The organism is Streptomyces sp. NPDC001902 (assembly GCF_042891295.1).
Lineage (GTDB): Bacteria > Actinomycetota > Actinomycetes > Streptomycetales > Streptomycetaceae > Actinacidiphila.
Genome location: NZ_JBIATA010000008.1, coordinates 1 through 12,588, shown reverse-complemented (window position 1 = coordinate 12,588; position 12,588 = coordinate 1). Strand labels below are relative to the sequence as shown.

Sequence of the window (12,588 nt, the reverse complement as noted above, 5' to 3'; positions counted from 1 at the left end):
CGTCATCCGTACTTGCCCGCGAGACGCCGGTAGACCCAGGGCAGGACGCCGCGCACGGCGACCGGGATCCGCAGCCAGCGGGGGACGTACACCTCGTCCCGTCCCTTGCGGACCGCGTCGGTCACCACCCGGGCGACCCGCTCGGCGGGCATCGGGCGGGGCCGGGAGCGGGTGTACGCCACGCCCCGCGTCGCGAAGAACGGGGTGTCGACGACGCCCGGGATGACATGGGTGATGCGCACCCCGCTGCCGGCCAGCTCGTAGCGGAGCGAGTCGGCGAAGGCGCCGAGCGCCGCCTTGGCCGCGGAGTACACGGCCTCGTCGCGGACACCGACGCTGCCCGCGAAGGAGCCGATCAGCACGATGTGGCCGCTGCGCCGGGCCAGCATGCCCGGGAGCACCCGGCGGACCAGCTCCATCGCCGCGACGACGTCCACCATGAAGATCCGCTCGATCACCCCCTGGGGCATCGAGGCGAAGGGACCGGCCCAGCCGATGCCCGCCCCTGCCACCAGCAGGTCGACCCGGCCGCCCGTCACGAGGGCGGCGTCGCGCACCAGCCGCCCGGTGCCCTGCGGGTCCTCCAGGTCCGCGGGGAGCGCGGTCCCGGAGGTCCGCTCCGCGACCGCCCGCAGACGCTGGTGGTCGCGGCCGCTGACCAGCAACCGCCATCCCTCGGCGGCGAGGCGGTCGGCGACCGCGGCCCCGATGCCCGAGGACGCCCCGGTCACCAGCGCGACCGGGGCCGGTCCACCGGCCGGGTCCGCCGGGCCGCGCACGGGCTTGCCGCGTACCGCCTTGCCACCGGAGACCGCTTGGGGAGGGTGAGAGGTCATGGCATCGCTTTCTGTCCCTGCCGCTGCTTTCCGTCCCTGCCGCTGCAGCTGCCGCCCGGGATGGCCGGTGCGGCTCCCCCCGGGGCACGTCCCCCTCCGGTCTCAGTAAACCGCCCGATCGCCGTACCGGCTCTGTGGGCGACCCTCCCGGGAGGCAGGGGGCGGGGGTCGCCCCGTGATGCGGGGCGGTTCGTTTCAAGACGGGGCAAATCGGTTAGACCCGAGTAGTCCGCAACTGGTGTACGAGGTGATCACGTGCCGGATGTGCCCGCAGCAGCGCCGCCCGTCCCCTCCCGGCGGGACGTGGTGCCGCGGTGACGCACACCGGGCGGGCGGGCCGTGCGCCCCGGCGCTTCCTCGTGCTCAGCGCCGCCATGGGCGCCGGTCACGACGCCGTCGCCGACGAGCTCGTCGCACGGCTCACCGCCCGCGGCGGGCAGGCCCGCAGGGCCGACGTGCTGGAACTCCTCCCCGCGCACGCCGGCGCGGCGCTGCGCGCCTTCTACCGCGCCACGGTCCTGCACCTCCCGGTGCTCTACGCGGGCATCTACGCGACGTTCCTGCGCCCCGGCGGGTCACGCCGCACGCCCGGCCCGGCCGGGCTGGCCGGACTCGCCGAGCGCGGGCTCGCCGAACTCGTCCGGCGCGAGCGGCCCGGGCTGGTCGTCCCGGTGTTCCACCTGGCGGCACAGCTCACCGGCGGGATGCGGGCCCGCGGAACGCTCGCGGTGCCCAGCGCGGTGGTGGTCACGGACTTCGACGTGCACAGCCAGTGGCTCCACCCCGGCAACGACCTGTACTGCTGCCTCACCGAAAGCGCCGCCCGCCGGGTGCGGGAGGCCACCGGCCGCCCGGCCGCCGCCACCGGTCCCCTGGTCGCGTCCCGCTTCCTGGCGCCCGCCCCGGACGCCGGGCACTGGCACCGGGTGTTCCGTTCCCGGGCGCCGGACCGGCCGGTCGTCCTGCTCTCCGCGGGTGCCTGGGGCGCCGGCACGCACCTGGCGGACACGGCCGCCCTGCTCGCGCGGGCCGGTTTCCTTCCGGTGGCGCTGTGCGGCGAGAACCGGCGGCTGCGGGCCCGGCTCTCCCGCGTCCCCGGGACGCTCGCGCTGGGCTGGGAGCGGGACATGCCCGCGCTGATGAGCGCGGCGGACGCGCTGGTGGACAACGCCGCGGGGCAGACCGCGCTCGAAGCACTGGCCATGGGACTGCCCGTCGTCGGCTACCGCCCCATCCCGGGCCACGGCAAGGCCGGGGCGCACCAGATGGCGGCGCTCGGTCTGACCCGCTTCGCCACCGATCCCTGGACGCTGATCGACGTCCTGGACGGCCTCACCCGTCCACGCCGCCCGCGCCGCACCCCCTCCCCGGCCGCCGCCGCGCTCTTCGCCCCGGACACCGCGGCGCACCTGATGGAGGCGTGCGAACCGGCCCCGGTCGCGGTCTGACCGCATGGACGCCGTCCTCCACGCCCTGTCCATCACGGGCGCCATGACCTGGGACATCACCTGGGCGCTGATCCTCGGTTTCGCGCTGTCCGCGGTCGTCCAGGCCGTGGCCCGCAAGCAGGGCGTCGTCGGCCTGCTCGGCGACGACCGGCCCCGGACGCTGGTGATCGCCGCGGGCCTGGGCGCGGCGTCCTCGTCCTGCTCCTACGCCGCCGTCGCCCTCGCCCGCTCGCTCTTCCGCAAGGGGGCGAGCTTCACGGCGGCGATGGCCTTCGAGATCGCCTCCACCAACCTCGTGGTCGAACTCGGCGTCCTGCTGGCCCTGCTCATGGGCTGGCAGTTCACGGTGGCGGAGTTCGTCGGCGGGCCGGTCATGATCGTCGTCCTCGCGCTGCTCTTCCGGCGCCTGCTCCGGCCGGACCTGCTGCGGGAGGCCCGTGCCCAGGCCGACCGCGGGCTCGCCGGGTCCATGGAGGGGCACGCGGCGATGGACATGTCCGTGCGCCGCGAGGGCCCGTTCCTGCGGCGCCTGCTGTCCCCCGAGGGCTTCACCGCCACGTCGCACGTCTTCGTGATGGAGTGGGCGGCGATCCTGCGCGACCTCGTGCTCGGCCTGCTCATCGCCGGCGCCGTCGCCGCCTGGGTGCCGGACTCCTTCTGGCAGGCCTTCTTCTTCGAGGGGCATCCGCTCGCCGCGAAGCTGTGGGGCCCGCTGATCGGGCCGCTCGTCGCCATGGCCTCGTTCGTCTGCTCGGTCGGCAACGTGCCCCTCGCGGTGGTCCTGTGGACCGGCGGCATCAGTTTCGGCGGCGTGGTGTCGTTCATCTTCGCCGACCTGCTGATCCTGCCGATCCTCACCATCTACCGGAAGTACTACGGCCGCCGCACGGCCCTGCTGGTCCTGTGGACCTTCTACGTCGCCATGGCCGTCGCCGGCTACGTCGTCGAGGTGCTCTTCGGCGCGCTCGGTCTGATCCCCGACCGGTCGAGCGCCCACGTCCCCGGCGGCGGCGTCCACTGGGACTACACCACCTGGCTCAACATCGCCTTCCTCGCGCTGGCGGCCGTGCTGCTGGCCCGCTTCCTCGGTACGGGCGGCCGGCGGATGCTGCGGATGATGGGCGGCGCACCGGCGGGCGGGCACTGAGGCGTCCGCACGGGTCCCTGGACGACCCCGCCCGCCGTCCCGGAACGGCGACTTTCCGCGTGGAGGGCCGGCACCGTCGCGGCGATGGCCGCGGTCGTGGGTCTCGCCTCGCCGGCGGCCGCGGCCGACCAGTCGACGACGACGCTCCAGGTGTCACCCCTCACGGCCGAAGCCGGGTCACCCGTGCAGTTGACCGCGAAGGTGCTCTGCCCCGGTGAGCCGAGGGGTGGCAACGGCCTCGGCGTGACGTTCTTCGACGGTGGGACGACCCTGGCGACGGAGCCGGTGGTGGCCAATGGGTTTGCCAGCCACGTGGCCAAGTTCACGACCACCGGGACCCACACGATCACGGCCGCGTACAACGGGAACGACAACTGCTACGCCTCGCACGGCATGGCGACGGTCACGGTGACCCCTGCCGAGGACTGCGCCTGGGGGACGGACCCGTGCCGGGACGGCCAAGGTCGTCCGCCCGGCTCCCCGCACTGCCCGACCCGCCGTCCGGCGCCCCGGTCCGGGGCGCCGGCGGTCTGTGGTCTCATGGGCGGCGTGAGCCGCGCCGCAGAAGAGACCAACCGCCGGATGCTCCGGGCACGGGACGCGATGGACCGTGCCTACGCGCAGCCGCTGGACGTGCCGGCGCTGGCCCGGATCGCCCATGTGTCGCAGGCGCACTTCACCCGCACCTTCCGGGCCACCTTCGGGGAGACGCCGCACCGCTACCTGCAGCGCCGCCGCGTGGAGCGGGCGATGTTCCTGCTGCGGGAGAGCGACCGCAGCGTGACGGACATCTGCTTCGAGGTCGGCTTCGGCAGCCCGGGGACCTTCAGCCGTACCTTCCGCGACATCGTGGGCACGTCGCCGCGGGCGTACCGCAAGCAGGCGACCGCCATGGACGTGCCGACGTGCTTCGCGAAGGCGTGGATGCGGCCGCGTGCCTGATCGCGGGCCGGGCAGGCCGAGCAGGGTGAGCAGTTTTGGATAAGTTTTCGCCCGGCCCGGCCAGTAGCGTGATGCACATGTTCAACGCCATCACGCACTCGCAGATCTACGTCCTGGACCAGGACGAGGCCCTCGACTTCTACGTCGGCAAGCTCGGCCTGGAGGTGAACGCGGACGTCGACCTGGGCTTCATGCGCTGGCTCACGGTGAACGTCCCCGGCCACCCGGAGCGCCAGATCCTGCTGGAGAAGCCGGGCCCGCCGGCGATGTCCGAGGAGACCGCGCAGCAGGTCCGCGAGCTGGTCGCCAAGGGCGCCACGGGCGGCCACCTGATCTTCAGCACCGACGACTGCCGCAAGACGTACGAGACGCTCCGGGACCTGGGCGTGGAGTTCACCGAGGAGCCGACCGAGCGCCCGTACGGGATCGACTGCGGCCTGCGCGACCCCTTCGGCAACAGCATCCGCTTCACCCAGCCGAAGGCCTGAACCGCGGCCGCCGGCAGGCGCTCGCGACCATTCCCAACCGACTGCCCCTCCCGGACGTCTGTATCGCACGTCCTTCTGCCCGCAGGCCCGTGTCACCGGCACGCGGCCTGCGGGGCAGTGCGATCGACGTCCCGAGGAGCAGCATGCCGTCACGTCAGGCACCCCCTTCCGCGCACCTCCACCGGCCGCTTCTGGCGGCCGCCCTCGTCGCCGCGGCCGCCCTCGTCGCCGCGGCCGTGCTCGTCACGGGCCCGGAGGCGTCGGCCGCCGACGCCGTCCAGCCGTCCACGACCGCCGTGGCCGTCCGTGACCAGGCGGTCACCCGGGCCGAGCGGCAGGCGGTCCTCGGCTACTGGACGCCGGAGCGGATCGCGGCGCTGACCGAGCCCTCGTCGGGCAACCCGCCCAAGGGCGGTCCCGACGGCGCCCCGTGGACGGGGCGGAGCGCCCTCGGCCGTACGGTGGGCCGGCTGTTCTTCACCGACCACGGCGAGGACTCCAGTTGCACCGCCACCGTCGTCGACAGCGCCAACGGCAGCACCGTGGTCACCGCGGGGCACTGCGTCAACAACACCGACCTCATCGGTGAGGACAACCAGTGGACGCGGAACGTGCTGTTCGTGCCCGGCTACCGCGACGGACGGGCGCCCTACGGGAAGTTCACCGGCCGGCTGGGGGTCGTCGCCCCGACCTGGCTGGAGAACGACCAGCAGCACGGTGAGGTCTACGGCGCCTACGACCAGGCGTTCGTGGTCCTCAACACGGACGCACGGGGCCGGACCGTCCGGACCGCGGTCGGCGCGGCGCAGAGGATCGGCTTCGACCGGCCCGGCGACCGCAGGGTCCACCAGTTCGGATACCCCCGCGCGGTCTCGGACCCGGAGCGTGAGGGCCTTCCCGAGTACACCGGCGAGCGGCTCGCCTACTGCACCGGACGGGCCGAGCAGGTCGTCGGCACCCCCGAGTACCCCGCGGCGAAGGGGCTGTGGGGGACCGAGTGCATCATGGGCGGTGGCTCCAGCGGGGGCCCGCGGATAGCCGATCTCGACCCGGAGTCCGGTCTGGGCACGGTCGTCGGCGACAACTCCGAGGGCAGCCGGCTCGACGCCGCGGGCAACGCCTGCGACCCCTGGGATCCGGCCCCGGGCTGCACACGGCACCTGGTGGGCCCGCAGTTCACCTCCACCGTCACCTGGCCGCTCTACCAACGCGCCCAGCACAGCGCCCGCTGAGCGACGCCCACCCCGGCGCCTCCCGGCCGCGGCCGGGAGGCGCCGTCCCGCCTGCCCCCTCAACGGCGCCCGGGGCCAGGTGTGTTGCACCGGAAACGGTGACGGCCGGGCCCTTAGCCCCGGGGCCGGGTGGGCGTAGTCTGTGCCAATCTCATTGCACGGGCCATCGAGAACGGGGGGCATGGTGCCGGGGTTCGTGTTCCTGCGTCTGCGCGCGCACCGTCTGCTGCTCGGCGCCGCCCTGCTCTCCGTGCTCCTGACCACCTGCGCGGTCGCCGCGCTCGCCGCGTTCAGCTCGGCCGTGGGGGACGCCGGTCTGCGGCGCGCGCTGCAGGAGCAGTCGGCGGCACGGACACTGGTCGGGATCACCGCCGACGTCGACGGCAAGGACCCGGGCGTGGCGGACGGGGCCGTGCGCGCCACGGTCGCCGGGGCCTACGACGGCCTGCCGGTGTCCGTCACCGGGGTCACCCGTTCCGGCCCGTACGGGCTGCCGATGGCGCTGCGGCCGCGCGGTGCCCCGCGCACCGGCGACCCGGACCTGACGGTGCTGTCCACGCTGGACCGGGCACGGGTGACCATGGCCGAGGGCACCTTCCCCGGTGCCCCGGCGGCCGGCGGACCGGTCCCGGTGGCGCTGCCCGAGGCGGCCGCGGAAGCGCTGAAGGTGCGCACCGGGCAGGTGCTCACCCTGACCGACCGGCTGCGCCACGGCACGCTGCGGGTCCGCGTGACGGGGACATACCGGCCGGTCGACCGATATGCCCTGTACTGGCGGCTCGACCCGCTGGGCGGGCGCGGCGTGCGGACGCTCTCCTTCACCACGTACGGGCCGATGGTCACCTCCCCGGGGGCCTTCGGCCCCGGCGGGGTCCCCGCCGTGGAGATGGCCTGGCAGGCGCAGGGGGACTTCGCCGCGATGACCACGGCCCGCGCCGACGGCGTCAGCGGGAGCGTCCAGCGGACGGTGCAGCGGCTGGGCACCCTGCAGGCCGCGAACTCCGTCGTGGCGAGCAGCGAACTCCCCGATCTGCTGGCGGAGTTGCACAGAACCCTGTTGGTGAGCCGGTCGACCCTGCTGATCAGCGTTCTGCAGCTGATGCTGCTGGCCGCTCTCTCCCTGCTCCTCGTCGCCGGACTGCTCGCGGAGGAACGCTCGGCCGAGACCGCGCAGTTGCGTGCCCGCGGCGGCTCGCGCGCCCAGATGACCGGTTTCGCCACGGCCGAGGCCCTGCTGCTGACCGTGCCGGCCGTGGTGCTGGCCCCGCTGCTCTCCGGCCGGCTGGTGCGGCTGCTCGCCGGTCACGGGGCGCTGGCCCGGGCGGGGGTACGGCTGGAGCCCTCGCCGCTGACCGCCTGGTGGGTGGCCGCGCTCACCGCGCTCGCCTGCGGTCTCGCCGTCGTCGGGCCCGTACTGCGGCGCACGGGGACGTACACGCAGGAGTACACGGCGCGGCGGCGCCGGCGGGCGTTGCCCGCCGGCGTGCAGGCGGGTGCGGACGCGGGCCTGGTGCTCGTGGCCGGCCTGGCGTTCTGGCAGTTGTCCCGCCGCGAGGCGGGCAGTGGGACGCTCAGCACGGACACCTCCGGACGGCTGGGTCTGGATCCGGTCCTGGTGGGGGCGCCCGCGCTGTGCCTACTGGCGGGTGCGGTGCTGGCGCTGCGGCTGCTGCCGCTGGCGGCCCGGCTCGGCGAGCGCCGCGCGGCGAAGGCCCGCGGGCTGCCGGTGTCCCTGGTGGGCTGGCAGCTGGCACGCCGCCCGGGCCGCGGGGCGGGGCCCGCCCTGCTGCTGGTCTTCGCCGTGTCGATCAGCATGTTCGCGATCGGCGAGAACGGCACCTGGACCCGGTCGCAGGACGACCAGGCGGACTTCGCGGTCGGCGCCGACCTGCGCGTGTCCGGTTCCGCCACGCCCGCGTTCGGGCAGGGCGGCGTCTACGACGACGTACCCGGCATCGCTGCCGTCACCCCCGCCGGCCGCGCCACCGTGTCCCTGCCCCGCGACCGCGACGCGACCGTCCTGGCCGTGGACAGCACCTCTGCCGCCCGTGTCCTGCGGCTGCGTGACGACCTGTCCGCCGAACCCCTCGCGGACCTCGTGCGACCCCTGCGGGCGGACGGCGGCCCCGCCGCCCGCAGCGCCGGATTCGTCCTGCCCGACGGCACGGACCGGCTCCGCCTGACCGTCCGCCTCCGGTCGCTGGGGGCCGGGGACCGCACCGTCGCCGGCACGGTGACCGACCAGCTGTTCGTGACGCTGACCGACCGGTACGGCGTCCCGTACACGCTCTCCCTCGGCGAGGTCCGGGCCGACGGCGAACGGCACGTGCTGGAGGCCGACTTCGCGGCCGTCACGGGCCGGGCGCGCGGCGCGGGCCCGGCCGGGCCGCTGCGTCTGACCGGGCTCCGGGCCGAGTACCTCGTGCCCCGGCGGAACGAGCGGCACAGCCTGACGGTCACCGACGTCCGCGCGGTGACGGCCGACGACGGCACACGCGAGGTGCCCTCCCCCACCACGACGGCCTGGTCCGCCCGCACGCAGATCGACAACCCCGACTTCCCCGAGGCCCCCGGCCTCGGCTACCGCCCCTCACGCACCGGCGAACCGCGCTCCGCCGCGGACACCCCGCTGACCGTCCGCTACGACACCGGCGAGGAACCCTTCCAGCAGGGCGTCCCCAACGGCGCCGACGGCGCCTCCCTCACCCTGCGGGCGGGGCCGTGGCCACCCACGGTGCTGCCCGCGGTCGTCACCGACGCCTTCCTGAGCGCCGTCGACGCCAGGCCCGGCAGCACCGTCCCGGTCGAACTGGAGGGCACACGGCTGTCCCTGCGCATCACGGGGTCGCTCCGCGCACTGCCCACCACCGGGCGGGACGGCTCCACGGGCACCGGCGGGGGCGCCGTCCTGCTGGACCTGGCGAGCCTGAACCGCGCCCTGGTCTTCCAGGACCAGCGCGGGCTGGAGCCCACCGAGTGGTGGCTCGCCGCCGGCCCGGCCGGAGCGCCTCGTGTGGCCTCGGCCCTGCGCGCCCGGGGGGACGCCGCCACGATCGTGGTCCGTGACGAGGCGCGGGCGGAGTTGCGGCGGGACCCGCTGGGCGCGGGTCCGTTGTCGGCCCTGCCGGCTGCGGTGGTGGCGGCCGCGGTGCTGGCGGCGGTGGGTTTCGCGGTCGCGGCGGCAGGAGCGGTACGGGAGCGCTCGGAGGAGTTCGCGCTGCTGCGGGCGCTGGGCACGCCGCGGAAGTCGCTGGCCCGGGTGATCGCGGCGGAGCAGGGGCTGCTGGTGCTGACGGCGGTCGGGGTCGGGGCGCTGCTGGGCGGGGCGCTGACCCGGTCGATCGTGCCCTTGATCGTGCTGACGGCACGCGCGGACAGCCCGGTGCCCGAGGTGCGGGTGGAGTTGCCCGCCGTGCCCTTGCTGGAACTGCTGGCCGCGGTGGCGGTGCTGCCGCTGCTGGCGGTGGCGGTGGCGGCGTTGCGTATGGCCGATCCGGTCCGCGCGCTGCGCCGGCAGGGAGGGGAGTGACGTGACCGACGTACGTACCGCCCGGCCGGCCTCGTGGACCGGTGCGCGCCTGCGCGCCGCCCCCGGTGGGGCGCTGGCGCTGGCCGCCCTGGTGCTGGTGACCGCGTTCCTCGCGGCGGCGCTGCCCCGCACCGTCGAGGCGTACGAGGACGCCGCACTGCGGGACACCCTCCGCCGGGCCTCCCTGACCGACCGCAGCGTCACCGCCACCTTGGACCTGTCGTTCTCCGGAGTGCGAGGCGGTGGCGGTTCGCCGTTCCAGGCGAGGGAACTCGCCAGGACCGAGGACATGTTCCGGAGTGTGGTGCGGCCGCCGCTGGCCCTGGACACCGCGCAGACGGTGTACGGGGTGCGCAACGCCGAGGCGGCGGCGGCGACCGATCCCGGCCTGCCCCGGCCGACCAGGGACCGCGATCCGCGGGCCACGCTCGTCTCCCAGCCGGGCCTCGCCGCCCGCTCCCGGCTCGTCGCCGGGCGCATGCCGGCGTCCACCGCGGGGGAGCGTGAGGTGGAGGCGGTGGTCACCGCACGGACCGCGAAGGTGATGGGCCTGCGCGCGGGTTCCGCGGTCCACCTGCTGGACACGACCGGGGCCGGGCTGACCGTGCGGATCACCGGGATCGTCGAACCCCACTCGCCCGGCGAGGCCTTCTGGAACGCCGAGCAGGACCTGCTCGCCCCGACCCTGGTGAGCGTCCCCGGCCCGCCGGGTGAGGACCCGGAGCACTACTGGCACTTCACCGCGCTCATCGGCCAGGACGCCGGCGGCGTGGTGCTCGACCTGCCGGAGGGCGCCCGCCTGTACTGGCACCACCCCGCCGACGTCGGCGCGTTGAGCGCCCACGACGTGCCCGCGCTGCGCGACCGGCTGGCGTCGCTGTCGGGCGGACCGGACTCCACCCAGCTGCGCATACTGACCGGAAGCCAGGCGGTCACCGTGGGCCAGGACGGACTCGCCGCGCTGCTGGGGCCGTTCGTACGGGAGCGGGAGGCCGCCGCGCCACTGGTGCTGATCGCGACGGTGGGCGTGGGCGCCGTGGCAGGGATCGTGCTGCTGATGGCGGGCGGCCTGTCGGCGACCCGTCGCCGTACCGAACTGCGGCTGCTGCGGGCGCGCGGGAGCAGCTTGACAGGTCTGTGCGCCCGGCTGCTGACGGAGAGCGCCGTCGTGGTCGTCCCGTGCACGGCGGCCGGGGTGCTGCTCGCGCTGCTGCTGGTGCCGGCCGAACGCTCCGCCACCTCCCTGCTCGCCGGGGTGCTGGTGGCGGCGGTCGCCGTTCCGGCGCTGCCGTTGCGGGCCGTGGCGCTCGTCCGCCGGGTGGGCCCGGAGCGGCGCGACGACCTCGTGCAGGCCCGGCCCTCACGCCGCCGGGCGGTGGCGGAGCTGACGGTGGCGGTCGTCGTGACCGGTGCGGTGGTGGCGCTGCGGCGCAGGGGCACGGCGGACGGCGGAGCGGACCTGCTCACCGCCGCGGCACCGGTGCTGGTCGCGGTGATCGGGGCGCTGGTCCTGCTCAGGCTGTACCCGCTGCCGTTGCGGCTGCTGTCCCGGCCCGCGGCCCGGATGCGGGGCACGGTGCTGTACCTGGGGCTGGCCCGGGCCGGCCGCACGCCCTCCGCCACGGCGCTGCCGCTGGTGGCCGTGCTGGTGGCGCTGGCCGTGACGTCGTTCGGCGGCTCGGTCCTCACCGGCGTCGAGAGCGGCCGCGACCGCGCCGCCACGCGCGCGGTCGGCGGCGACGCCCGGATCGAGTCCCTCACCACGCTCCCGGACGGCCTGGACGCGCGGGTCCGGCGGGTGCACGGCGTGCTCGGCACCTCGCCCGTGAGGATCGAGACGGGTCTGTCGACGGCGCCGGCCGGTACCCCCTACGACCTGGTCGTCGTCGATCCGGCACGCTACGCCGCCCTGGTGGCCAGCACGGGCGTCGGCGCCCCCTTCCCCGCCGCGACACTGGAGGGCGACGGCAGCGGACCGCTCCCCGCGATCGTCTCCCCCGCTCTGGCGCGCGAGTTCGGCAGGACGACCGTGTCCGTGCAGGCCTTCGCCGGGGCGACCCCGGTGCGCACGGCCGCGGTGCGCGACGTGACGCCCGCTGTCCTGGGCGGCGAGTTCGTCGTCGTCTCCGCGGCCGGCCTGGCCCGCACGCACCCCGAGACCGCCCGCTCCCCCGTCCAGGCCGCGACCGCGCTCTACGTGACGGGGCCGCGACTGGACGGGCAGGCGCTGAACGCCGCGGCGCGCGCCGCCTCGGCGGACCTGACGGTGGTCCTCCGCTCCGAGGAACGCGCGTCGTTCACCTCCTCGGCGCTCCAGACCGGGGCCCGGCGGGTCTACCTGGCGGCGGTGGCGGCGGGTGCGGGCTACAGCGCGCTGGCCCTGCTGCTCTCCCTGATGGTGCACACGCCGCAGCGCAAGGCGTTGCTGGCGCGGCTGCGGACGATGGGGATGACGGGCCGTCAGCGGCAGTGGCTGGCGGTGCTGGAGATGCTGCCGCAGGTCCTGCTGGGCGCCCTCGGCGGCATCCTGGTCAGCCTGGCCACGGTCCCGTTGCTGCGTCAGGGGGTGGACCTGACCGCGCTCGCCTTCTCCGCGGCCGCGCCGGTGAGCGGCGTGTCCGGGACGGTGCTGCGCACGGACCCGCTGTCGCTGCTGCTGCCCTCGGCCGCGCTGGTGGTGCTGGCCTGCGCGGTGCTCGCGGGGCAGGCGTGGCTGACCGGGCGACGGGGAGAGGGAACGGAACTGCGGATGGGGGAACGGGAATGAGTCAGGACACACCGGGGACGGCGGCACGGAGCGGTGCGACGCTGGCGGACCTGGAGCGACGCGTCACCGAGAGCCGGCAGCGGCCCGCTTACGGGCACGACGCGCTGATCGTCTGCGACCGGCTGGTGCGGATCTTCACCGCCCAGGGCGTGGAGGTCCAGGCGCTGCAGGGACTGGACCTGCTGGTGCAGCAGGGCGA

8 protein-coding genes and 2 pseudogenes are annotated in these 12,588 nt (G+C 75.4%); 9 read left to right on the top strand and 1 reads right to left on the bottom strand.

Annotated features, from left to right (window positions below):
- Positions 1 to 2: 2 nt before the first annotated feature.
- A complete protein-coding gene (locus tag ACFYYN_RS15430) occupies positions 3 to 836 on the bottom strand; it encodes an SDR family NAD(P)-dependent oxidoreductase (RefSeq protein ID WP_500546192.1) in 834 nt (277 codons plus the stop codon).
- A 314-nt stretch (positions 837 to 1,150) separates the two neighbouring features.
- Between ACFYYN_RS15430 and ACFYYN_RS15425 the strand changes: the two genes are divergently transcribed.
- The 9 genes and pseudogenes from ACFYYN_RS15425 to ACFYYN_RS15385 form a co-directional block, all read left to right on the top strand.
- Positions 1,151 to 2,284: an MGDG synthase family glycosyltransferase gene (locus ACFYYN_RS15425; protein ID WP_500546191.1), complete on the top strand. Its 1,134-nt coding sequence runs from the start codon at positions 1,151 to 1,153 to the stop codon at positions 2,282 to 2,284.
- 4 nt (positions 2,285 to 2,288) lie between these two features.
- Complete coding sequence (locus ACFYYN_RS15420; protein WP_500546190.1) at positions 2,289 to 3,431, top strand: permease; 1,143 nt, start codon at positions 2,289 to 2,291, stop codon at positions 3,429 to 3,431.
- Between the two features lie 84 nt (positions 3,432 to 3,515).
- Positions 3,516 to 3,833: pseudogene (locus ACFYYN_RS15415) on the top strand (Ig-like domain repeat protein); the annotation flags it as partial.
- A gap of 138 nt (positions 3,834 to 3,971) precedes the next feature.
- On the top strand, positions 3,972 to 4,373 hold the full coding sequence (locus ACFYYN_RS15410) for a helix-turn-helix domain-containing protein (protein WP_500324514.1): 402 nt from the start codon (positions 3,972 to 3,974) through the stop codon (positions 4,371 to 4,373).
- Between the two features lie 77 nt (positions 4,374 to 4,450).
- Complete coding sequence (locus ACFYYN_RS15405) at positions 4,451 to 4,861, top strand: VOC family protein (RefSeq protein WP_499515758.1); 411 nt, start codon at positions 4,451 to 4,453, stop codon at positions 4,859 to 4,861.
- Between the two features lie 143 nt (positions 4,862 to 5,004).
- The gene (locus ACFYYN_RS15400) at positions 5,005 to 6,093 is read left to right on the top strand and encodes a trypsin-like serine peptidase (RefSeq protein WP_500546189.1); all 1,089 of its coding nucleotides are present in this window, start codon (positions 5,005 to 5,007) and stop codon (positions 6,091 to 6,093) included.
- A gap of 196 nt (positions 6,094 to 6,289) precedes the next feature.
- Complete coding sequence (locus tag ACFYYN_RS15395; protein WP_500546188.1) at positions 6,290 to 9,622, top strand: ABC transporter permease; 3,333 nt, start codon at positions 6,290 to 6,292, stop codon at positions 9,620 to 9,622.
- 1 nt (position 9,623) lies between these two features.
- The gene (locus ACFYYN_RS15390) at positions 9,624 to 12,389 is read left to right on the top strand and encodes a hypothetical protein (protein ID WP_500546187.1); all 2,766 of its coding nucleotides are present in this window, start codon (positions 9,624 to 9,626) and stop codon (positions 12,387 to 12,389) included.
- Positions 12,386 to 12,588 (top strand): annotated as a pseudogene (locus tag ACFYYN_RS15385) (ABC transporter ATP-binding protein); the annotation flags it as partial. The gene ACFYYN_RS15390 and the pseudogene ACFYYN_RS15385, both read left to right, overlap by 4 nt.